Source organism: Bacillus sp. 3G2 (assembly GCF_044324725.1).
GTDB lineage: Bacteria > Bacillota > Bacilli > Bacillales > Bacillaceae_G > Bacillus_A > Bacillus_A mobilis.
This window is the reverse complement of the sequence record NZ_CP172246.1, coordinates 4140860-4162554: the sequence shown is the minus strand read 5'-3', so window position 1 is coordinate 4162554 and position 21695 is coordinate 4140860. Positions and strand designations below refer to the sequence as shown.

The 21695-nt window shown below is 37.5% G+C and carries 22 protein-coding genes and 1 other annotated feature; of the genes, 19 read left to right on the top strand and 3 right to left on the bottom strand.

Annotated elements, in window-relative coordinates; all coding sequences use genetic code 11:
* Positions 1 to 6: 6 nt before the first annotated feature.
* Positions 7 to 1293: a replication-associated recombination protein A gene (locus ACHZK0_RS21380; RefSeq protein WP_000812939.1), complete on the bottom strand. Its 1287-nt coding sequence runs from the start codon at positions 1291 to 1293 to the stop codon at positions 7 to 9.
* A gap of 292 nt (positions 1294 to 1585) precedes the next feature.
* On the opposite strand from ACHZK0_RS21380, the gene cymR reads away from it, so the two are divergent.
* The 7 genes from cymR to ACHZK0_RS21345 all read left to right on the top strand — a co-directional run bounded on the left by cymR (position 1586) and on the right by ACHZK0_RS21345 (position 7982).
* Positions 1586 to 2002: a cysteine metabolism transcriptional regulator CymR gene (gene cymR / locus ACHZK0_RS21375; protein ID WP_000704116.1), complete on the top strand. Its 417-nt coding sequence runs from the start codon at positions 1586 to 1588 to the stop codon at positions 2000 to 2002.
* Positions 2003 to 2037: 35 nt separating this feature from the next.
* The gene (locus ACHZK0_RS21370; RefSeq protein ID WP_262740327.1) at positions 2038 to 3183 is read left to right on the top strand and encodes a cysteine desulfurase family protein; all 1146 of its coding nucleotides are present in this window, start codon (positions 2038 to 2040) and stop codon (positions 3181 to 3183) included.
* Positions 3184 to 3199: 16 nt separating this feature from the next.
* Positions 3200 to 4315 carry a tRNA 2-thiouridine(34) synthase MnmA gene (mnmA, locus tag ACHZK0_RS21365; protein ID WP_048531354.1) on the top strand — a complete coding sequence of 372 codons (1116 nt, stop codon included), beginning with the start codon at positions 3200 to 3202 and terminating at the stop codon, positions 4313 to 4315.
* A gap of 110 nt (positions 4316 to 4425) precedes the next feature.
* Positions 4426 to 5085 carry a tetratricopeptide repeat protein gene (locus ACHZK0_RS21360; protein ID WP_073516586.1) on the top strand — a complete coding sequence of 220 codons (660 nt, stop codon included), beginning with the start codon at positions 4426 to 4428 and terminating at the stop codon, positions 5083 to 5085.
* Between the two features lie 97 nt (positions 5086 to 5182).
* Positions 5183 to 7519: an ATP-dependent RecD-like DNA helicase gene (locus tag ACHZK0_RS21355; RefSeq protein ID WP_097844005.1), complete on the top strand. Its 2337-nt coding sequence runs from the start codon at positions 5183 to 5185 to the stop codon at positions 7517 to 7519.
* A 127-nt stretch (positions 7520 to 7646) separates the two neighbouring features.
* Entirely contained in the window at positions 7647 to 7835 is a 189-nt protein-coding gene (locus ACHZK0_RS21350; protein ID WP_000469281.1) for a hypothetical protein, read from the top strand.
* A gap of 18 nt (positions 7836 to 7853) precedes the next feature.
* Positions 7854 to 7982: a YrzQ family protein gene (locus ACHZK0_RS21345; protein WP_001053553.1), complete on the top strand. Its 129-nt coding sequence runs from the start codon at positions 7854 to 7856 to the stop codon at positions 7980 to 7982.
* A 35-nt stretch (positions 7983 to 8017) separates the two neighbouring features.
* On the opposite strand, the gene ACHZK0_RS21340 is transcribed toward ACHZK0_RS21345, so the two are convergent.
* Positions 8018 to 8230, bottom strand: a complete 213-nt coding sequence (locus ACHZK0_RS21340) for a hypothetical protein (protein WP_000242555.1) — start codon at positions 8228 to 8230, stop codon at positions 8018 to 8020.
* A 176-nt stretch (positions 8231 to 8406) separates the two neighbouring features.
* Here ACHZK0_RS21340 and ACHZK0_RS21335 point away from each other — a divergent pair, with 176 nt between their 5' ends.
* Positions 8407 to 9474 (top strand): AI-2E family transporter, encoded by a 1068-nt coding sequence (locus ACHZK0_RS21335; protein ID WP_242253393.1) that lies wholly within the window; start codon positions 8407 to 8409, stop codon positions 9472 to 9474.
* 38 nt (positions 9475 to 9512) lie between these two features.
* Here the strand turns inward: ACHZK0_RS21335 and ACHZK0_RS21330 are convergent, their stop codons facing one another.
* Positions 9513 to 9857, bottom strand: a complete 345-nt coding sequence (locus ACHZK0_RS21330; protein WP_242253391.1) for a PH domain-containing protein — start codon at positions 9855 to 9857, stop codon at positions 9513 to 9515.
* Positions 9858 to 10079: 222 nt separating this feature from the next.
* Positions 10080 to 10299, top strand: a binding site (T-box leader).
* Positions 10300 to 10339: 40 nt separating this feature from the next.
* On the opposite strand from ACHZK0_RS21330, the gene alaS reads away from it, so the two are divergent.
* From alaS to ACHZK0_RS21275, 11 genes are all read left to right on the top strand, one after another.
* A complete protein-coding gene (gene alaS, locus ACHZK0_RS21325; protein ID WP_242253376.1) occupies positions 10340 to 12982 on the top strand; it encodes an alanine--tRNA ligase in 2643 nt (880 codons plus the stop codon).
* A 76-nt stretch (positions 12983 to 13058) separates the two neighbouring features.
* Positions 13059 to 13325, top strand: a complete 267-nt coding sequence (locus ACHZK0_RS21320; RefSeq protein WP_000348590.1) for an IreB family regulatory phosphoprotein — start codon at positions 13059 to 13061, stop codon at positions 13323 to 13325.
* Positions 13326 to 13328: 3 nt separating this feature from the next.
* On the top strand, positions 13329 to 13742 hold the full coding sequence (gene ruvX, locus ACHZK0_RS21315; RefSeq protein WP_001221203.1) for a Holliday junction resolvase RuvX: 414 nt from the start codon (positions 13329 to 13331) through the stop codon (positions 13740 to 13742).
* Positions 13743 to 13754: 12 nt separating this feature from the next.
* On the top strand, positions 13755 to 14033 hold the full coding sequence (locus ACHZK0_RS21310) for a DUF1292 domain-containing protein (protein ID WP_000392245.1): 279 nt from the start codon (positions 13755 to 13757) through the stop codon (positions 14031 to 14033).
* 220 nt (positions 14034 to 14253) lie between these two features.
* Entirely contained in the window at positions 14254 to 15324 is a 1071-nt protein-coding gene (gene mltG / locus ACHZK0_RS21305; protein WP_242253374.1) for an endolytic transglycosylase MltG, read from the top strand.
* Between the two features lie 202 nt (positions 15325 to 15526).
* Positions 15527 to 16168, top strand: a complete 642-nt coding sequence (locus ACHZK0_RS21300; RefSeq protein WP_000389094.1) for an O-methyltransferase — start codon at positions 15527 to 15529, stop codon at positions 16166 to 16168.
* A 7-nt stretch (positions 16169 to 16175) separates the two neighbouring features.
* Positions 16176 to 17105, top strand: a complete 930-nt coding sequence (locus ACHZK0_RS21295; RefSeq protein ID WP_061677214.1) for a peptidase U32 family protein — start codon at positions 16176 to 16178, stop codon at positions 17103 to 17105.
* 18 nt (positions 17106 to 17123) lie between these two features.
* Positions 17124 to 18404 (top strand): peptidase U32 family protein, encoded by a 1281-nt coding sequence (locus tag ACHZK0_RS21290; RefSeq protein WP_061677215.1) that lies wholly within the window; start codon positions 17124 to 17126, stop codon positions 18402 to 18404.
* Positions 18405 to 18421: 17 nt separating this feature from the next.
* A complete protein-coding gene (udk, locus tag ACHZK0_RS21285; RefSeq protein WP_000537082.1) occupies positions 18422 to 19060 on the top strand; it encodes a uridine kinase in 639 nt (212 codons plus the stop codon).
* 278 nt (positions 19061 to 19338) lie between these two features.
* On the top strand, positions 19339 to 19815 hold the full coding sequence (gene greA / locus ACHZK0_RS21280; protein WP_000179964.1) for a transcription elongation factor GreA: 477 nt from the start codon (positions 19339 to 19341) through the stop codon (positions 19813 to 19815).
* A gap of 92 nt (positions 19816 to 19907) precedes the next feature.
* Positions 19908 to 21662 carry a peptidoglycan D,D-transpeptidase FtsI family protein gene (locus ACHZK0_RS21275; RefSeq protein ID WP_242253349.1) on the top strand — a complete coding sequence of 585 codons (1755 nt, stop codon included), beginning with the start codon at positions 19908 to 19910 and terminating at the stop codon, positions 21660 to 21662.
* Positions 21663 to 21695: the final 33 nt, after the last annotated feature.

Genomic DNA, 21695 nt, shown 5'->3' with positions numbered 1-21695 from the left:
CTTATGTTACCCTTTATTTTTCGTTTTATTCGAACTTTGTAATCTTTCATATACAGTAGAAAGTGCTTGCTCAAATTTCCCTGTCGTTTTCGGTTTATAATATTGTTTGTTTTTAATTTTATCAGGTAAGTATTGTTGTTGTACCCAGCCATTTGGATTGTCGTGTGGATATAAGTATCCAATGCCTCTGCCAAGTGATTCTGCGCCTTTGTAATGACTATCTTTTAAATGACTTGGGATGTCGCCTGTTTGACCGTTACGTAAATCGTGTAGTGCAGCATCAAGTGCTTTATAAGCTGAGTTTGATTTTGGTGATAGGCAAAGCTCGATAACAGCATTTGCAAGTGGTATGCGTGCCTCTGGGAATCCAACTCGTTCAGCTGATTCTATAGCTGCTAGTGTACGCGGTCCGGCTTGTGGGCTAGCAAGTCCGATATCTTCATATGCCATAATAAGAAGCCGTCTACCAATGCTCTGTAAATCACCAGCTTCAATAAGGCGTGCTAAATAATGAAGTGCTGCATTTACATCACTTCCGCGCACCGATTTTTGAAATGCCGATAATACATCATAATGAGCATCTCCACCTTTGTCGTGAACGAAGCTCTTTTTTTGTAAGCATTCTTCTGCGATTTCTAGCGTAATTTCCGCAGCTTTGTCATCTGTTGTAAAGCTAGATAAAACAGCTAGTTCAAGTGCGTTATAAGCGGAACGCATATCTCCGCCTGATGCATTTGCAAAGTGATGTAATGCTTCAGGCGTAACAGTTACATCATATTCTCCAAGACCTTTTTCTTTATCTTCAAGTGCTCGTTTTAAGCCAATTAAAAGATCATCTTCTGTTAATGCGTGTAATTCGAAGATTTGACAACGACTTCGAATAGCAGAATTAATAGCATGGAAAGGATTACTCGTCGTTGCACCAATTAAGGTAAGGAGTCCACTTTCTAAATGAGGTAATAGAAAATCCTGTTTTGCTTTATCTAGACGGTGTACTTCATCTAAAATTAAAACGAGGTGTCGATGCATCTTTGCCTCTTGTACGACAACTTCCATATCTTTTTTATTATGAGTAACAGCGTTTAATAGGCGAAAAGGGGTTCCGGTACTCCCTGCAATTGCGCTCGCAATGGATGTTTTTCCAGTGCCTGGAGGACCGTATAAAATCATAGATTGAAAATGATTTGCTTGGACCATTCGCCATAAAATCTTTCCTTCACCAACTAAATGTTGTTGTCCGATAATTTCTTGAATATTTGTAGGGCGCATTCGATGTGCGAGTGGTTGTTTCATTTTTACCGTCTCCCTTAATGTATAATCTCTTTCTATCGTATCATTTTTTTTAGTGGAATTTGAAATAGGATGCCGTTTTGTGGGAAAAATGAATATGAATATTTTCATTTTTCTTTCAATTGTAATAATTTCCGAGTTTTTCAATGTGATTTTATGTTATCATTTTGATACACAAGTTGAAATTTCTTATAATACTATATTATGCTATAATTTCATAGGATTTTAAATTGTGTTCTTTTATAAATAAGATATAACCAATAGAAGTGAAAATTTGAAAAGAGGTGCAAAATAGATGAAGATTTCAACGAAAGGCCGCTACGGCTTAACAATTATGATCGATCTTGCAAAAAAGTTTGGTGAAGGTCCGATTTCCTTAAAATCAATTGCGCAGGCACATGACTTATCGGAACATTACTTAGAGCAGTTAATTTCACCACTTCGTAACGCTCGTCTAGTAAAGAGTACGCGCGGGGCATATGGCGGATATGTATTGTCAGACCAGCCAGCTAACATTACAGCTGGGGATGTAATCCGTGTACTAGAGGGTCCAATTAGTGTTGTAGAAATGATAGAAGAAGAAGAACCAGCACAACGCCAATTATGGATGCGTGTTCGTGATGCGGTGCAAGAAGTGTTAGATAGTACAACGTTAGAAGATTTAGTACGTTATGAGGAAGAAAATCACGGGGGCTATATGTTTTACATTTAATTCCTTGTGAAACGATTTGGAAAGAAGGAGATTTAATGGAACGCATTTACTTAGATCATGCTGCGACATCTCCGACTCACCCAGAAGTGGTCGAAAAGATGATTCCATATATGACAGAAATATTCGGGAACCCGTCTAGTATTCACTTTTATGGACGTCAAACGCGCCATGCAGTAGATGGGGCGAGACGTGTGTGTGCACGTAGCATTCATGCGAATCCGAATGAAATTATATTTACGAGTGGTGGTACAGAAGCTGATAATTTAGCACTTATTGGTGTAGCACGTGCGAATCGTCATAAAGGTAACCATATTATAACGACGCAAATTGAACATCACGCAATTCTGCATACGTGTGAATTGTTAGAGCGTGAAGGGTTTGAAGTCACATATTTACCTGTTGATGAAACAGGACGCGTTCAAGTTTCTGACATACAAAAGGCATTAACAGAAGAGACAATTCTTGTATCCGTTATGTTTGGGAATAATGAAGTTGGAACGATGCAATCAATTGCGGAAATAGGTAAGCTGTTAAAAGAGCATCAAGCTTATTTCCATACAGATGCGGTACAAGCTTACGGATTAGTAGAAATAGATGTGAAAGAGTTTGGCATTGATTTATTATCGATTTCAGCTCATAAAATTAATGGGCCAAAAGGTGTAGGGTTCCTATTCGCTGGTGCAAATGTGAAATTTGAACCGTTATTAATAGGCGGGGAGCAAGAAAGAAAACGCCGTGCTGGTACTGAAAATGTACCGAGTATCGTTGGTTTACAGCAAGCAATTTTGCTAGCTGAAAAAACTCGTGAGCAAAAAAATGCCCAATATGAAGAGTTTAAAGATATAATGGTATCTGTCTTCAAAAATGAAGACATTACTTTCGAGGTAAACGGAAACTTAGAATATCGCTTACCGCATGTGCTTAATATTAGTTTTACAGGAATGAACATTGAACCGTTTCTTGTGAACTTAGACTTAGCTGGCATTGCGGTATCAAGTGGTTCTGCTTGTACAGCTGGTTCGATTGATCCATCACATGTATTAGTAGCGATGTTCGGAAAAGACTCCGATCAAATACGTTCATCCGTACGCTTTAGTTTCGGACTTGGAAATACGAAAGAGCAAATTGAGAAAGCGGCGTACGAAACAGTGAAAATCGTGAAGCGATTAACACAAAATTAGCATAGGAGGTGACATGATGAACAAACTACCTCAAGAAACACGCGTTGTCATCGGGATGTCTGGTGGCGTCGATTCATCTGTAGCAGCCCTTTTATTAAAAGAGCAAGGTTATGATGTAATCGGAATTTTTATGAAAAACTGGGATGATACAGATGAGAATGGTGTCTGCACAGCAACAGAAGATTACAATGATGTAATTGAAGTGTGTAACCAAATTGGCATTCCGTATTATGCAGTAAACTTTGAAAAACAATACTGGGATAAAGTATTTACGTACTTCTTAGATGAGTACCGAGCTGGTCGTACACCAAACCCAGATGTAATGTGTAATAAAGAAATTAAATTTAAAGCATTTTTAGAGCATGCAATTGCGCTTGGTGCTGATTATGTAGCGACAGGTCATTATGCACGCGTTGCTTATATGGACGGCGAATATAAAATGCTTCGCGGCGTTGATGACAATAAAGACCAAACGTATTTCTTAAATCAATTAAGCCAAGAGCAATTATCAAAAACAATGTTCCCGCTCGGTGAACTGAAGAAACCGCAAATTCGTGAAATGGCGAAAGAAGCTGGTTTAGCGACAGCGGCGAAGAAAGATAGTACTGGTATTTGCTTCATTGGTGAGCGTAACTTTAAAGATTTCTTAAGTAATTATTTACCAGCACAACCAGGTGTGATGCAAACATTATCTGGTGAAGTGAAAGGAAAGCATGACGGTTTAATGTACTATACAATTGGACAACGTCATGGCCTTGGTATTGGTGGTAACGGTGATCCGTGGTTTGCTGTTGGGAAAAACCTGAAAGAAAACATTTTATATGTTGACCAAGGATTCCATAACGAACTGCTATATGGTGATGAAGTTATTGCTACGAATATTGGCTGGGTAAGTAATGAAGCGAAAGAAAAAGAATTTAAATGCACAGCGAAATTCCGTTATCGTCAAGAAGACAATAAAGTAACGGTTCAAATCGTTGATGAAAATACAGTTCGCATTCTTTGTGACGAGCCAATTCGTGCAATTACACCAGGACAAGCAGTTGTTTTCTATGATGGAGATGAGTGTTTAGGCGGTGCTACAATTGATGAAGTGTACCGTAGCGGTAAGAAATTGGATTATTTAGGATAAAAAGAGAAGCCTCTGCCGATTCGCGGTTAGAGGTTTCTTTTACATAAAGCGAATTTTCGTTCGCTTGGAAAATACATTCTTTGTTATAATTTGTTGTAGAGGTGAAGGACATGTCAAACAAACTTGAAACAGGTATTCAATATATGCAAGAAGGAAACTGGGAAGAAGCTGCTAAAAATTTCACAGAAGCAATCGAAGAAAATCCGAAAGATGCGCTTGGATACATTAATTTTGCGAACTTATTAGATGTACTAGGTGATAGTGAAAGAGCAATTTTATTTTATAAACGTGCATTAGAGTTAGATGATAAATCTGCTGCTGCTTATTATGGATTAGGAAACGTATATTACGGTCAAGAGCAATTTGCAGAGGCTAAAGCTGTATTTGAACAAGCGATGCAAGCTGGATTACAATCAGCTGATGTAACATTTATGCTAGGTATTACACATGTGCAACTTGGAAATGATCGTCTTGCGCTGCCATTTTTACAAAGAGCAACAGAATTAGATGAAAACGATGTAGAAGCTATGTTCCAGTGCGGACTTTGCTTTGCGCGTTTAGAACATATTCAAGAGGCGAAACCTTATTTTGAAAAGGTATTAGAAATGGATGAAGAGCATGCAGATGCGTATTATAATTTAGGTGTTGCGTACGTATTTGAAGAAAATAACGAGAAGGCTCTTGCTTTATTTAAGAAAGCAACTGAAATTCAACCAGATCACTTTTTAGCTGGTAATGGTGTTCGTTTATTAGAGCAAGAAGCTGAATAAGATGAAAATATAGTTTAATGGGTAGTTATCCCTCATCTAAAAAGGTGGGGGATGTACTGCTCATTAAAGTGAAATGAAATCGGAAAGGAGAGGAAGAATGGGAAATCAACATGCAATGGATTTGTTTGAGGAAGAGAAAAAGTTTATAAAAGCGCAAGTTCTTCATACCATTTTCCACAACGAAGAAAACCTCTATTCCGTTGTCAGTATGAAAGTCATTGAAACGAATGAAACGTACGACGAAAAAAAAGTGATGATAAACGGTCATTTTCCCCGCATGCATGAAGATGAAGTGTTTACATTGACAGGGCATTTTAAAGACCATCCGAAGTATGGGAAACAATATTTAGTTGAAACGTTTAAGAAAGAATTACCGCAAACAAAAGCTGGTATGGTGCAATATTTAGCGAGTGATTTATTTAAAGGGATAGGAAAGCGTACAGCTGAAAAAATTGTGGACCATCTTGGGGAACATGCCATTTCTAAAATTATGGATGATCCTGATGCGCTAAATGGTGTTGTCAACAAACAAAAAGCTCAGGAAATATATGAGACGATTGTTGAACATCAAGGGCTAGAGAAAGTAATGAGCTTTTTAAATGGCTACGGTTTTGGAACGAAGCTTTCTATTAAGATTTACCAACAATATAAAGAGATGACATTAGAAGTGATCCGTAATAATCCATATCAGCTTATTGAAGAAGTGGATGGTATTGGATTTGGAAGAGCGGATGATATAGGACGTGCGTTAGGGATATCGGGTAATCATGATGATCGTGTACGTGCGGGATGTTTTTATACGTTAGAAAATGTATCATTACAACTTGGTCACGTTTATATGGGGAAAGATCAACTCGTAAGAGAAACGATGTCACTTTTAAATAATCAAGAAGGAAGAGTGACAGAAGAAGATATTGTAGGTTGCGTTGAAATGATGCAAAGTGAAGGGAAAGTTATCATAGAAGAAGAACGAGTGTATTTAGCTTCGTTATTCTACTCTGAAAAAGGTGTTGTAAAGTCTATCCGCAGGCTCATGAATCAAGAGGAAACACCTTCATTTCCTGAAGCAGAAGTGTTAAAGACGTTAGGTCAAATTGAAGAACAACTGAATGTACAGTATGCACCATTTCAGCAAGAAGCGATTCAAACGGCACTTCATAAACCGATGATGTTATTGACAGGTGGACCGGGAACAGGGAAGACAACAGTTATTAAAGGAATTGTTGAAATGTATGCATCACTTCACGGGCTATCGTTAAATCCGAATGAATACAGTGATGATAATCCATTTCCGATATTATTAACGGCTCCAACAGGAAGAGCGGCGAAGCGAATGAGTGAATCAACAGGGCTTCCAGCTTGTACAATTCACCGTTTACTTGGCTGGACGCCAGAAGGGTCTTTCCAGCGTAATGAAACGGATCCGGTACAAGGGAAATTACTCATTATTGATGAATTTTCAATGGTTGATATTTGGCTTGCAAATCAGCTGTTTAAGTCATTGCCGACTAATATTCAAGTTATCGTTGTAGGTGATGAAGATCAATTACCATCCGTAGGCCCTGGACAAGTGTTGAAAGACTTATTGAATGCAGGTGCAGTTCCGACAGTAAAGCTTACTGAAATTTATCGTCAAGCGGAAGGCTCATCTGTTATTCAACTTGCCCATGCGATAAAAAATGGAACGCTCCCACCGGATTTAGCGCAAAATCAAAAAGATCGTTCATTTATCGGGTGTACAGGAGCTCAAATTGTTGAGGTTGTTAAGAAGGTTTGTGACAATGCTAAGACAAAAGGGTTTAGCGCAAGAGATGTACAAGTATTGGCGCCGATGTACCGTGGGCCTGCTGGTATTAATGTACTAAACGAAGCGTTGCAAGAAGTGTTTAATCCGAAAAGGGAAAAGAGTAAAGAAATTGCTTACGGTGATGTTGTATACCGAAGAGGCGATAAAGTATTGCAGCTCGTTAATCAGCCGGAGAGCCAAGTGTTTAATGGGGATATTGGAGAAATTGTTTCGGTGTTTTATGCGAAAGAAAACGTTGAGCAACAAGATATGATTATCGTTTCATTTGATGGAATTGAAGTAACGTATACAAAGCCAGATTTAAATCAAATTACACATGCCTATTGCTGTTCGATTCATAAGTCGCAAGGTAGTGAGTTCCCAATCGTAATCATGCCGATAGTAAAAAGTTACAATCGTATGTTACGTCGTAATTTAATTTATACTGGTATTACAAGAAGTAAGAAGTTCCTTATTATTTGCGGGGAGGAAGCCGCATTCCAGTCTGGTGTAAATCGCCTTGATGATGCAATGCGTCAAACGACTTTAGCGAGTCGCTTGCAAGAATCACAAGGAGAAGTACAGATGGTAACAGTTAATGGTGAAGAAATGGACGTGGAAAACATTTCACCGTATGATTTCATGTAACAAGGTGAAATTATATAGTGAAACTTTCAAACGTATAACGTTGAAAGGCTCCAGTAATGTATAAATGAATGCGGTTTGGACATAATGGCGAATAGAATCTGGGAGACTGTAAGGAGATGAAAGCCATATGTTCATTTGTCCAAATTGCAAAGGGAAAGACATTGGAAAAATAGGTGTCAACCAATTTTATTGCTGGAATTGTTATATCGAATTATCGGTTTCAAAGGGGAAAATCCATACGCATCAAGTAGAAGAAGATGGTTCATTAAGCTCACTTGATGATTTATTTGATGAGAACGAAAGAACGATCGGATAACGAAAAGGGGGATTTACTTTGAATCTACGCAATTCATTAATCGCATTAGGTGTTGGAGCGGCAGCATACCAATATGCTCGCAAGCAAGATGTATTTTCAAAACGCAATATGAAAAAAGCACGTAAGATGATTAAATCTTATCTATAAGCGCAAAAAACTCCCTTCATCATAAGGGAGTTTTTTTATGCACTTGTATGCAAATATAAAAGTCCAATTTCAGAGAAGAGATAAGATAGGCCGTAACATCCAACGCCAAGCATTCCGTAATGAAATAATTGCTTCGCTCTTTCTTTTCGTGAGGAACGAATAAAGAAACCTTTCCAAATACCAAACCCGATACAAACCCATTCAAGAATCATAAAAAGTGCTGATAATACGAGCATAAATAAAACCATCATGAACCCTCCTGATTATATTGTTTCATGCTGCATTCTCAGGGGTGGTTGTCCTTGTTATGTTATGTATATGTACGTCTTTACAAAACAGTATGGTCTGGATAAAAAGATTTTAAAACTTTTGCACATAACCTACCCTATTTATTTTCAAAATAAAGGTGGAGGAGGTTTTTCGTGTGAAGAATCTTAAAATTATTTGGATATATCGTTTAGGGTTATTGTTACTCGTATTTCTTTGCTTGCTCGTCTTTTTAAAAATTAAGCCGCTATGGGCACCGATTATTTTTGTATTTAAAGTGGCCATTACACCGTTTCTTATTGCGTGTTTTATTGCGTATTTATTGCATCCTTTAATTGAAAAAATTCATAAGGAAGGGATGCCACGCACACTCGCTATTTTGCTCATTTACATCCTTTTCTTTGGTGGAATTGGTTATGGAATTTATAAAGGAACGCCAGTTGTGATTAAGCAATTACAAGAAATCAATGAACAATTCCCGCAGTTTACAAAAATGTATGATTCTTGGATGGATGGCGTTACGGAACAAACAGCGAATTTCCCGTCATTTATTCATGAAAAGGTGAAACAAATTTTTGGTGGGGTAGAAACGAAGATACAATCACTTTTGAATAAAGTGATGAGCACAGCTCGTGGTGTACTCGATTCGTTACTCATTATTTTTTTAATACCGTTCATTGTATTTTACATATTAAAAGATTACGGTGAGTTTTATCATCTCTTTTGGAAACTAGTCCCGAGTAAGTGGCGGAGTACTGGGCAAATGCTAGCGAAAGAAATTGATAAGTCACTCGGAAGTTATATTCGAGGGCAGTTATTTGTTTGCTTAGTATTAGGGGGCGTATCTGTTCTTTCTTTTTGGTTTATCGGTATGAAATATCCATTATTACTCGGCATTATTATTGGGGTAACGGATATAATCCCGTACTTCGGTCCGATTTTAGGAGCGATCCCGACATTAATGATTGCGGCAACGGTATCAACGAGTTTACTTATTAAGGCGGGAATTACGATTGCTATTTTGCAATTTTTGGAAAGTAACATTTTATCCCCTTACATCGTTGGTAAGTCGCTTCGTATGCATCCTGTTATTATTATGCTGGCATTACTAGTTGGAGGAGAAGTGGCAGGAATTGTAGGATTACTCATATCAGTTCCAATTTTAGCAGTCATTCGTACAGTGATCGTTCATGTAAGGCCTCTTTGGAAAAAAGAAAATGTGTAATAAGAAAGCCCTCTACCTATAAAGGTAGAGAGCTTTCATTATTTTGAGAGTTGCTCGTGTATTTGTTGAACGAGAGAGCTTACATCATTTGTTTGAATATGTTTTATTTTTTTCCATTCATTATCATACATAAAGATAATTTGATTGCTGAAAAGACGCTTTTGTTCTTTTAGGTCAGAAATTTTTTCGAAAGAGTACTCCTCGAATAATGGATTCTTACTTACATCTGGTCCATAAAAGAAGAGCCGTTTGTTCGTTAAAATTAACAGCCCCGGCCTTGCGACGGAACGATAAATAAATATATCTAATGAACATGCTACGTAAAACAATATTGTTTCGTCAGTCGTTAATATAGTTTTTGCTTTGCTTAATAAGGTTGTCATTGTAATCGCTCCTTTATTGTTGATAATTTAATTATAACGAAAATATAATATTCAGAAAAGTTCGTAAGGATAGTACAATTTGTTAATACATGCATAATATATGAAAAGGCTGTTAAGAATGACTAGTAGAATAGCTATGATTAATAAGCAATTGATATAATATAAATGATTATCTACATTGACAAACTTAAGAGAATTCTATTATATTTAGTCATATAATACATTAAATCAATGACGGAACAAGTACGTTACAGTCCATTTATAGAGAGAAGCTTCCATATGGCTGAAAGAAGCTTTAAATGAAGGGTAACAGAAAGCTAATCCTGAGAGCAGCTAATCACTGCCGTTTTGCCACGTTACGGCACCATGAGGTGATGAGTTGATTGTTATAGTAATCAATTCATAATTAGGGTGGTATCGCGAGTTAACTCTCGTCCCTTTTATAGGGGCGGGAGTTTTTTATATTTAAGGAGGAAAATACAATGAAACAACTAACAGGCGCACAAATTCGTCAAATGTTTTTAGACTTTTTCCAAGAAAAAGGACATGCAGTAGAACCTAGTGCATCACTAGTTCCACATGAGGATCCATCTCTTTTATGGATTAACAGTGGTGTAGCAACATTAAAAAAATATTTTGATGGACGTGTAATCCCGCAAAATCCACGTATTACAAATGCTCAAAAATCAATTCGTACAAACGATATTGAAAACGTAGGGAAAACAGCTCGTCACCATACATTCTTTGAAATGTTAGGGAACTTCTCAATCGGTGATTACTTTAAAGAAGAAGCAATTACTTGGGCTTGGGAGTTCTTAACGAGCGACAAATGGATCGGATTCGATAAAGAATTACTTTCAGTTACAATCCATCCAGAAGATGAAGAAGCATTCACAATTTGGAATGAGAAAATGGGTGTTCCAAAAGAGCGCATCATCCGTTTAGAAGAAAACTTCTGGGATATCGGTGAAGGACCAAGTGGACCGAATACAGAGATTTTCTATGACCGCGGAGAAGCTTACGGTAATGACTTTAGTGACCCAGAATTATATCCAGGCGGAGAAAATGAGCGTTACTTAGAAGTATGGAACCTTGTATTCTCTCAATTTAACCATAATCCAGATGGTTCATATACACCACTTCCTAAGAAGAACATCGATACAGGGATGGGTCTAGAGCGTATGACATCTATCGTTCAAGATGTACCTACAAACTTTGACACAGACTTATTCATGCCGATGATTGGCGCAACAGAATCAATCTCTGGTGAGAAGTATCGTAATGGTGACTTAGAAAAAGATATGGCGTTTAAAGTAATTGCTGACCATATCCGTACAGTAACATTTGCTGTTGGTGACGGTGCTCTTCCATCTAACGAAGGCCGTGGTTATGTATTACGTCGTTTATTACGCCGCGCTGTTCGTTATTCGAAGAAATTAAACATCAACCGTCCATTCATGTTTGAATTAGTGCCGGTTGTTGGAGAAGTAATGAAAGACTTCTACCCAGAAGTACTTGAGAAGAAAGATTTCATCGCAAAAGTTGTGAAAAACGAAGAAGAGCGTTTCCACGAAACACTTCATGATGGTGAAGCAATTTTAGCTGAAGTTATCACAAAAGCAAAAGAAGAAAAAACAACTGTTATTTCTGGAGTAGATGCATTCCGTCTATATGACACATACGGTTTCCCAATTGAATTAACAGAAGAATATGCAGAAGAAGCTGGCATGACAGTTGATCAAGAAGGCTTTGAAAATGAAATGGAAAAACAACGTGAGCGTGCACGTGCTGCTCGTCAAGACGTTGACTCTATGCAAGTTCAAGGCGGTGTCCTTGGAGAAGTGAAAGTAGCGAGTGAGTTCGTTGGTTACGGTACAGTTGCAACAGAAAGTAACGTTGTTGCACTTGTGAAAAACGGCGAATACACAGACAGCTTACAAGCTGGTGAAGAAGGACAATTAATGCTTGATGTAACACCATTCTATGCTGAGAGCGGTGGACAAATTGCAGACCGTGGTTACCTTCTTGCTGACGGCGTGAAAGTTCTTGTAAAAGACGTACAAAAAGCACCAAACGGCCAAAACTTGCACAAAGTTGTTGTTGAAGAAGGCACATTAACGAAAGATGCTGCTGTGAAAGCTATCATTGATACAAAGAACCGTAGTAGTGTTGTGAAAAACCATACAGCAACTCACTTACTACACCAAGCATTAAAAGACGTACTTGGAACGCACGTAAACCAAGCGGGTTCTCTTGTAACTTCTGAACGTTTACGCTTTGACTTCTCTCACTTCGGTCAAGTACAAGCTGACGAATTAGAAAAAATTGAGCGTATCGTAAACGAGAAAATTTGGGAAAGTATTGATGTTGAGATTTCTCAAAAAGCAATCGAAGAAGCGAAAGAAATGGGCGCAATGGCATTATTCGGTGAAAAATACGGTGATGTTGTACGCGTTGTACAAGTTGGCGATTACAGCTTAGAGCTTTGCGGTGGTTGTCACGTTGATAACACAGCTTCTATCGGTATTTTCAAAATCGTTGCTGAGTCTGGTATTGGTGCAGGAACTCGTCGTATTGAGGCGGTAACTGGTAAGTCTGCATACGAATTAATGAACGATCAAGTAGGTTTATTAAAAGAAGCAGCAGGAAAAATGAAAACAAATCCGAAAGATATTTTAACAAGAGTAGATGGTTTATTTGCTGAAGTAAAACAACTTCAAAAAGAAAATGAATCTCTTGCAGCAAAATTAAGCAATATTGAAGCTGGAAACTTAACTGATTCAGTAATGACAGTTGATGGCGTGAACGTATTAGCAGCAAAAGTAAATGTTGCAGATATGAACAACTTACGTACGATGATGGATGACCTAAAAAATAAATTAGAATCTGCAGTTGTCGTATTAGCGTCTGTAAGTGATGATAAAGTAAACATCTTAGCTGGCGTAACGAAAGATTTAATTAGCCAAGGATACCATGCTGGTAAACTTGTGAAAGAAGTAGCTTCTCGTTGTGGCGGCGGTGGTGGTGGCCGTCCTGATATGGCACAAGCGGGCGGTAAAAACCCAGCGCAAGTTGAGGAAGCTTTAGCATTTGTACAAGAGTACGTTAAATCTGTTTCAAAATAAAGAGATAGTAGTGTACAATGGTAGGGAGAGGAGAAGTTCTTCTCCCTATACTTACTATATAAGTGAGGTGCTTGAAATGGACGGTTTTGATAAAACAATGAAGTTTAGCATTCAAGATGAAAAACAGAGTGTCCATGTAAATGATGTACTTTTAACTGTGTATGATGCACTTCAAGAAAAAGGTTATAATCCGATTAACCAAATCGTCGGTTATTTATTAAGTGGAGACCCAGCATACATACCTCGCCATAAAGATGCACGAAGCATCATTCGCAAGCTTGAACGTGATGAGTTAATTGAAGAGCTTGTGAAGTCTTACTTGAAACATCATCGTGAGGAGTAATTTATGCGGATATTAGGTTTAGATGTAGGTACAAAAACAGTCGGAGTTGCGATGAGCGACGAAATGGGCTGGACAGCGCAAGGACTGGAAACAATCAGGATTAACGAAGAACGAGGCCACTTTGGTTTTGATCGTATTTCTGAGTTAGTAAAGCAGTACAATGTGGACAAAATAGTAGTAGGTTTACCTAAAAATATGAATGGTACAATTGGCCCACGTGGTGAAGCGTGCCAACAATTTGCAGAAAACCTACGAGAGCTGTTACAATTAGACGTTGTAATGTGGGACGAGCGTTTGTCGACGATGGCAGCGGAACGTCTGCTCATTTCAGCTGATGTAAGCCGTAAGAAGCGAAAGCAAGTAATCGATAAGATGGCTGCAGTCGTAATCTTACAAGGATTTTTAGATAGTAAATAAGAGGTGACCAAAATGGAAGAAAATCAAATTACAATTGTAGACGAAAAAGGTAACGAACATTTATGTGAAATTATTTTCACTTTTGATGCTGAAAAATTTGGCAAAAAATCATACGTAGTCTTCTCTCCAATCGGTGAAGTAGACGAAGATGGAGACCCAATTTATGACGCAATGGCTTATGAGCAAAATGAAGAAGAGGGCGGAAGTTTACTTCCAATCGAATCTGAAGAAGAGTGGGAAATGGTACAAGAAATGTTCAACACTCTAGCTGATGAGCAAGAAGCTGAATAATAAGTACTGAAAAGATGGACGACATATAGTCCATCTTTTTTTTATATGTAAAATGAAAGATTTTTTGTCGAAACCTTGCAATCCTTTGTAGTATAATGAGACGGATTGTAGAAAAATAAAATGTCTATCTAAAAAAGATAAATAAATTTATTGTGTTTTTATGTCGTGTTGTATAGAAAGATATACATGCGGTCTACAATTTAATTAAGGAGGAAGAGTGTTGATAGAGAATCAAGTGAAAAAGAAGCGTAGACGTCTTTTTTTATTTTCGATTATTGCACTGCTTTTAGTTTGTGGTTCAGTCTATGCGTATATTTCATCCGCATTAGGACCAGTTGATAGCGGAAATAAAAAAGAGATTGAAGTAGAAATTCCCAAGGGATCATCTACTAGTAAAATTGGTGAGGTTTTAGAAGAAAAAGGTGCTGTGAAAAACGGTACAGTTTTTAGTTTTTATACAAAGGCTAAATCGAAAAATTTACAAGCGGGTACATATTTATTAAATCCTTCAATGAGTGCCTCAGATGTGATTGAACAAATGTCATCTGGTAACGTTCATCGTCCAGCTCTTTATAAAGTGACGATAAAAGAAGGTGCGCAAGTAACTGAAATTGCAGAGACGGTTGCAAACGAATTAAAGTGGAATAAAGATGATGTTGTACGTCAATTAAACGATAAAGCATTTATTCAAAAAATGCAGCAAAAGTATCCGAAGTTATTAACGGATAAAATCTTTGATAGCAATATTAAATATCCATTAGAAGGTTATTTATATCCTGCGACGTACTCTTTCTATAAAAAAGATACGACGTTAGAAGAAATCGTAATTCCAATGCTTGAGAAAACGAATGCAATCATTGTTCAAAACGAGGCAAAAATGAAAGCGAAGAACTGGGATGTTCATCAGCTTTTAACATTGTCTTCACTTATTGAAGAAGAGGCAACAGGCTTTACAGATCGTCAAAAGATCTCTAGTGTCTTTTACAATCGTTTAGCGAAAGGTATGCCACTGCAAACTGATCCAACGGTATTATATGCACTTGGAAAGCATAAACAACGTGTATTATACGAAGATTTAAAGATAAACTCACCGTACAATACGTATGTTGTGAAAGGATTGCCAGTTGGTCCAATCGCAAACTCGGGTAAACATTCAGTGGAGGCGGCGTTAGAACCTGCGCAAACAGATTATTATTATTTCTTAGCTGCACCAACTGGTGAAGTGTATTATGCGAAAACATTAGACGAGCATAATGCATTAAAGCAAAAATATATTACGAAAAAACAGTGAAATGGGGAGGGGTAGCGAAAAAGGTCGCACATCCCTCTTTTTTGTGGTAAAATATATCGGGTTAAAAACTGGCAGAAGAATCGTTTTTAATATCAAAACGGGACGTACAAGCTAAGGGTGAAAATGGCTTGTATTTTTATTGCATTCTATGTGTGAAAAGACGTCATAGAGGCACTTCTCCATGTAAATAAGGAGGACCATTATGGAGGATGCAGTTAACGAGTACCTATTATCATTTATTGATCCGAAAGATAAATTAATTCTTGAAATGGAAGACTATGCGAAAGAAAATCATGTGCCGATTATGGATCGACTTGGAATGGAATTTATGTTGCAATTTTTACGTTTAATTGGACCAAAAAGCATTTTAGAGCTTGGTACAGCAATTGGTTATTCTAGTATTCGTATGATGCAAGCTATTCCAAATTCGCGTATTGTGACAGTTGAACGCAATCGCGAGCGATATGAAAAAGCACTTGAATATATAGAACGTTCACCAGTTAAAGAACGTATTTCCGTTATTTACGGTGATGCGTTAGAAACAGGCGAGCAAGTAGAAGAACACGGAACATTTGACGTTATTTTTATTGATGCAGCAAAAGGACAATATCGTCGCTTTTTTGACTTATATGAACCGTTATTAAATCCTGGTGGCGTAATTATTTCAGATAATGTTATGTACCATGGCCTTGTAACGACAAAAGAGAAAATTGAAAACAGACGTACACGTGGTTTAATCCGTCGTATTAAGACGTACAATGAATGGCTTATGAACCATGAAGGATATGATACAACGATTTTCCCAATTGGTGATGGAGTAGCTGTTAGTAAAAAGAGAGGGTGACTAAGGTATGAAGAAACCTGAATTGTTAGTAACGCCAAAAGCAGTGGCGGATATCGAACCTCTTGCGAAAGCAGGAGCTGACGCGGTAATGATCGGTGAGCAAAAGTTTGGTTTACGTTTAGCGGGGGAATTTTCACGTGAAGATGTGAAACAAGCTGTGAAGATTGCACATGAAAATGGTGTGAAAGTATACGTAGCAATGAATGCTATGTTTCACAATGATAAAGTAGATGAATTAACAGATTATGTTGCATTTTTAAACGAAGTAAGTGTAGATGCGATTGTTTTCGGAGATCCAGCAGTATTAATGGCGGTCCGAGAAGTAGCGCCAAATATGCAATTGCACTGGAATACAGAAACAACAGCAACTAACTGGTTTACTTGTAACTACTGGGGACAAAGGGGAGCAAAACGTGCTGTATTAGCTCGTGAGCTTAGCTTAGATGAAATTGTTGAATTAAAAGAAAATGCTGAAGTGGAACTTGAAGTACAAATTCACGGTATGACTTGTATGTTCCAATCGAAGCGTTCATTAGTAGGAAACTACTTTGAGTATCAAGGACGTAATCTTGACATTGAAAAGAAAAAATATGAAGAGAATATGTTCTTATATGACCCAGAGCGTAACAATAAATATCCAATTTATGAAGATGAAAATGGTACTCACATTATGAGTCCAAACGATATTTGTTTCATCGATGAGTTAGAAGAGTTAATTGACGCTGAAGTCGCTAGCTTAAAAATTGATGGTGTACTAAAAAGCTCTGCATACATTATTGAGGTAACGAAGAAATATCGTAAAGCAATTGATTTATGTGTAGAAGATCGTGATGCGTATTATGACGTGAAAGACGATTTATATAAAGAGATAGAAGAAATGCAACCAGTGAATCGTCCGTTAGACACAGGATTCTTCTTTAAAGAGACGGTTTACTAAACGAGGAGGGTGTAGGAAATGACTGTACAAGAAATTTCACGAGTAGTCGATGGCAAACGCGTTATTGTGAAGAAACCTGAACTGTTAATCCCTGCGGGTAACTTAGAAAAATTAAAAGTAGCTATCCATTACGGGGCAGATGCTGTATATTTAGGTGGACAAGAATTTGGTCTTCGTTCGAATGCAGGTAACTTTACACTGGAAGATATGGCAGAAGGTGTTGAATTTGCAAAGAAATATGGAGCAAAAATATATGTAACAACAAATATCTTTGCACATAATGAAAATATGGACGGGCTAGAGGAATATTTAAAAGGGATTGAAAAAGCTGGCGTAACGGGAATTATCGTTGCTGATCCGCTTATTATTGAGACTTGTAAACGTGTAGCGCCTTCAGTTGAAGTGCATTTAAGTACACAACAATCACTATCCAACTGGAAAGCAGCACAGTATTGGAAAGAAGAAGGTTTACATCGTCTTGTATTAGCTCGTGAAGCAAGCTATGAAGAAATGAAAGAAATTAAAGAAAAAGTGGATATTGAAATTGAAGCATTCGTCCATGGTGCAATGTGTATCGCATATTCAGGTAGATGTACGTTAAGTAACCATATGACAGCACGTGACTCTAACCGTGGTGGTTGTTGTCAATCTTGCCGTTGGGACTATGATTTAGTTCAAACAGTATCACAACATAAAGATGCAAAAGAGTTGCCTCTATTCCAAGAAGAAGATGCTCACTTTGCAATGAGTCCAAAAGACTTAAATTTAATTTTATCAATTCCGAAAATGATTGAAATTGGAATTGATAGCTTAAAAGTTGAAGGACGTATGAAATCAATCCATTACGTAGCGACTGTAGCAACGGTATACCGTAAAGTAATTGATGCGTATTGTGCGGATCCGGATAATTTTGAGTTTAAACAAGAATGGTTAGATGAGCTTGATAAATGTGCAAATCGTGATACAGCTCCCGCATTCTTTGAAGGGGTTCCAGGACATCAAGAGCAAATGTTTGGAAATCATAGTAAGAAAACAACGTATGATTTCGCTGGTTTAGTGTTAGATTATAATGAAGAAACGGGCATCGTAACGATTGAGCAACGTAATCATTTCAAACCAGGACATGAAGTGGAGTTCTTTGGGCCAGAAATAGAAAACTTTACGCAGACGGTGGAGAAAATTTGGGATGAGGATGGAAACGAATTAGATGCAGCGAGACATCCGTTGCAAATCGTGAAATTCAAAGTGGATCAACCAGTGTATGTGAATAATATGATGCGCAAAAACATACTTCAATAAGAAAGAGTGATAGTCGAATGGGGACGAATAAGCCTGTTGTAATTGGAATTGCTGGTGGTTCGGGATCAGGTAAAACGAGTGTAACGAAAGCGATTTTTGACCATTTTAAAGGTCATTCTATTTTAATCTTAGAGCAAGATTATTATTACAAAGATCAAAGCCATTTACCAATGGAAGAGCGTTTAAAAACAAATTATGATCATCCGCTTGCGTTTGATAATGATCTGTTAATTGAACATTTGCAGCAGTTGCTTGCATATGAGCAAATTGATAAGCCTGTATATGACTATACATTGCATACGCGTTCAGAAGAAGTTATTCCAGTTGAGCCGAAAGATGTAATCATTTTAGAAGGAATTCTTATTTTAGAAGACCCACGTCTTTGTGAATTAATGGACATTAAGCTATTCGTTGATACAGATGCAGATCTTCGTATTTTACGCCGCATGCAGCGTGATATTAAAGAGCGCGGTCGTACGATGGATTCAGTTATTGATCAATACGTAAGTGTTGTACGTCCAATGCACAATCAATTTATTGAGCCTTCTAAGAAATTTGCGGATATTATTATCCCTGAAGGTGGACAAAACCATGTTGCAATTGATATTATGGTGACAAAAATTGCAACAATTCTTGAACAAAAAGTAAATTTGTAATAGCATAGTAAAAGATATACGATAGGAAGGGATTTTTTCCCTTCCCATCGAATACAATGAAACATGCAACCTCATCTATATATAGGTGAGGGCATATTTATATCAACTTTCCATACATATCTTCTTTATATAAAGAAGAATTGGGAATACGGGGTTGTATGTGACAACTCCGCTAGTACAGGCGTGCTAGAAACCTCCGCTATACATATAAGTGGGGGAGTTTTCATATGGAACTCCTCTTTTTTTCGGGGGATTGGTATATAAAAGGAGTGGAAAATATGGCAACAGAAAAAACATACCCTATGACGCAAGAGGGTAAGCAAAAGTTAGAGAACGAACTTGAAGATTTAAAAACGGTAAAACGTAAAGAGGTTGTAGAGCGCATTAAGATTGCACGTAGCTTCGGAGATCTTTCTGAGAACTCTGAGTACGATGCAGCGAAAGATGAGCAAGCGTTCGTAGAAGGACGTATTACACAATTAGAAAACATGATTCGTAACGCAGTTATCATCACAGATAATGGCGAAGAATCTACAGTTGTTACATTAGGTAAAACAGTAACATTTAAAGAGTTACCAGGTGGAGATGAAGAATCTTACACAATCGTAGGTAGCGCAGAAGCAGATCCATTTGAAGGAAGAATTTCTAACGATTCTCCAATTGCAAAAAGCTTATTAGGTAAGCAAATTGGTGAGAAGGTAGCAATCCAAACTCCAGGTGGAGAAATGCAAGTAGAGATTATCTCTGTAAAATAATAAAAAATCACTCGTGTAAAAGCGAGTGATTTTTTTATTTGTATAAAAGAGGAAACACTCCGTCCAAACTATAATAGACGAGGTGTTTTTTTATGAAAATAAAAAGGAGAATTACAATTGTTTTAATTTGTTTTATATGTATCATGTTTATTTTACTTTGTCGTTTAATTCAAATACAAATTATAGATACAGAATCATTTACAGACCGTAAGATAAATTTAATTGAAAAAAGTGTTACACAGCGGACGCAGTCCATTACGGTAGATGATGGACGAGGCCATTTTATAGATCGGAACGGTAAGGAAATAGGTGAGAAAAAGTATCCTGTTTTAATTGTTTTTCCATTTCTACAAATAAAAAATGACATGTTAGAGAAAATTGCGCATATCATTGGTGTGTCGAGACAAGAGATTGAAAGTCAAATGAAAGACAAGAAAAGTGCATTTATCGTGCAAAGGGGAAATGGTCCATTTCACTTGGTACGAGAGCAGATGGAGAAGGTGAATCAATTAAATGTATTAGGTATTGTAGCAGCTGAAGTTCGTTTACGGCAAGCTGACGCGATGAATCATTTAATTGGCGATGTGGGGGAGAATGAACGAGAATTTGAAAAACGATACGGAGAAGTAAGAAATATTTCAAGGCAAACGCCAATTGGCATTTCAGGATTGCAGCAATCATTTGATGAATTTCTTTTGACCGATGGAGAGGCAAAAGTATTGTATCAAGTGGACCGACAAGGAGAACCGATTTTTGGAAAACAAGCGAAATATACTGCGCCTGGAAATCCGTTTTATCCGGTGACGATTCAAACTACTTTACATAACGGGTTACAGCAAAAAGCAGAAGAGGTGGTTGAAGCAAGCGGAATAAAGAAGGGAGGACTAGTATTACTTGATGTAAAGAAAAATGAAATTTTAGCGATGGTCAGTAAACCATCTGTGCAGGTGAAGGATGAGCGTTTATATACCACTACACTTGAAAATCAAATGTTAACACCACATTTTCCCGGTTCTGTTTTTAAAACAATAGTTGCAGCAGCAGTGATTGATCAAAATGAAAATGTGTTGAATCGTACATTTAATTGTAATCAAGATCTATATGGTGAAGACCACCCACAAGTTATGATGGGTACACTTAGTTTTAAAGAGAGCTTTGCTAGAAGCTGTAATAGGACATTTTCAGAGCTAGGTAATGAGCTAATACAAAAGGATGAGATGGTGTTAGAAACTTACGTAGAAGCGTTAGGAGCCGCTGGTAAGGTTGGATGGAAAGGTTCTGTATTTCATACAACTCATTTTGAGCAAATGCCAGAGGAGAAGAAGGTTACGATTTGGGGAAGTGAAGGAAATAAGAATAGTAAAAAGGCGGTAGCGCAAACAGCAATTGGACAGAAAGATGTACGTATGTCACCTCTGGCGATTGCAAATATGATGGCGACGATTGCTAGGGATGGAGAAAAGATGGAAGTGAAAGCTGTGGAAAAAATAAAGTATAAAAATGGAACGGACTTTTATACTTTTGAAGACCATACATTAGGTGGAAAACAGCTTTCGTATGAAGCGGTGAAAACATTACAAGAGTTATTAAGGGGCGTTGTAACAACAGAGAAAGGAACAGGAGCCGCATTCAGGTCGTTGCCACTAAGTGTCGCCGGAAAATCTGGGACCGCGCAAACAGGAAAAGGGGCGAAAGTGAATCGTTGGTTTGCAGGTTATTTTCCATATGAAAACCCAAGATATGCTTTAGTTGTCGTGGATATAGAAACGAATAGCAGTGAAAATAAAGTTACACCTATTTTCAAAGCTATCGTAGAATCAATCTATCGATTAGAGAATGAAAAGTAATCTTGCAATTCATAGTGAAATGTTTTCATTTCG

What these genes read in the sequence shown, in the direction of transcription:
- ACHZK0_RS21380 (WP_000812939.1), bottom strand. Translation starts at nt 1,293, where the DNA reads ATGAAACAACCACTCGCACATCGAATGCGCCCTACAAATATTCAAGAA.
- cymR (WP_000704116.1), top strand. Translation starts at nt 1,586, where the DNA reads ATGAAGATTTCAACGAAAGGCCGCTACGGCTTAACAATTATGATCGAT.
- ACHZK0_RS21370 (WP_262740327.1), top strand. Translation starts at nt 2,038, where the DNA reads ATGGAACGCATTTACTTAGATCATGCTGCGACATCTCCGACTCACCCA.
- mnmA (WP_048531354.1), top strand. Translation starts at nt 3,200, where the DNA reads ATGAACAAACTACCTCAAGAAACACGCGTTGTCATCGGGATGTCTGGT.
- ACHZK0_RS21360 (WP_073516586.1), top strand. Translation starts at nt 4,426, where the DNA reads ATGTCAAACAAACTTGAAACAGGTATTCAATATATGCAAGAAGGAAAC.
- ACHZK0_RS21355 (WP_097844005.1), top strand. Translation starts at nt 5,183, where the DNA reads ATGGGAAATCAACATGCAATGGATTTGTTTGAGGAAGAGAAAAAGTTT.
- ACHZK0_RS21350 (WP_000469281.1), top strand. Translation starts at nt 7,647, where the DNA reads ATGTTCATTTGTCCAAATTGCAAAGGGAAAGACATTGGAAAAATAGGT.
- ACHZK0_RS21340 (WP_000242555.1), bottom strand. Translation starts at nt 8,230, where the DNA reads ATGGTTTTATTTATGCTCGTATTATCAGCACTTTTTATGATTCTTGAA.
- ACHZK0_RS21330 (WP_242253391.1), bottom strand. Translation starts at nt 9,857, where the DNA reads ATGACAACCTTATTAAGCAAAGCAAAAACTATATTAACGACTGACGAA.
- alaS (WP_242253376.1), top strand. Translation starts at nt 10,340, where the DNA reads ATGAAACAACTAACAGGCGCACAAATTCGTCAAATGTTTTTAGACTTT.
- ACHZK0_RS21320 (WP_000348590.1), top strand. Translation starts at nt 13,059, where the DNA reads ATGGACGGTTTTGATAAAACAATGAAGTTTAGCATTCAAGATGAAAAA.
- ruvX (WP_001221203.1), top strand. Translation starts at nt 13,329, where the DNA reads ATGCGGATATTAGGTTTAGATGTAGGTACAAAAACAGTCGGAGTTGCG.
- ACHZK0_RS21310 (WP_000392245.1), top strand. Translation starts at nt 13,755, where the DNA reads ATGGAAGAAAATCAAATTACAATTGTAGACGAAAAAGGTAACGAACAT.
- ACHZK0_RS21300 (WP_000389094.1), top strand. Translation starts at nt 15,527, where the DNA reads ATGGAGGATGCAGTTAACGAGTACCTATTATCATTTATTGATCCGAAA.
- ACHZK0_RS21295 (WP_061677214.1), top strand. Translation starts at nt 16,176, where the DNA reads ATGAAGAAACCTGAATTGTTAGTAACGCCAAAAGCAGTGGCGGATATC.
- ACHZK0_RS21290 (WP_061677215.1), top strand. Translation starts at nt 17,124, where the DNA reads ATGACTGTACAAGAAATTTCACGAGTAGTCGATGGCAAACGCGTTATT.
- udk (WP_000537082.1), top strand. Translation starts at nt 18,422, where the DNA reads ATGGGGACGAATAAGCCTGTTGTAATTGGAATTGCTGGTGGTTCGGGA.
- greA (WP_000179964.1), top strand. Translation starts at nt 19,339, where the DNA reads ATGGCAACAGAAAAAACATACCCTATGACGCAAGAGGGTAAGCAAAAG.
- ACHZK0_RS21275 (WP_242253349.1), top strand. Translation starts at nt 19,908, where the DNA reads ATGAAAATAAAAAGGAGAATTACAATTGTTTTAATTTGTTTTATATGT.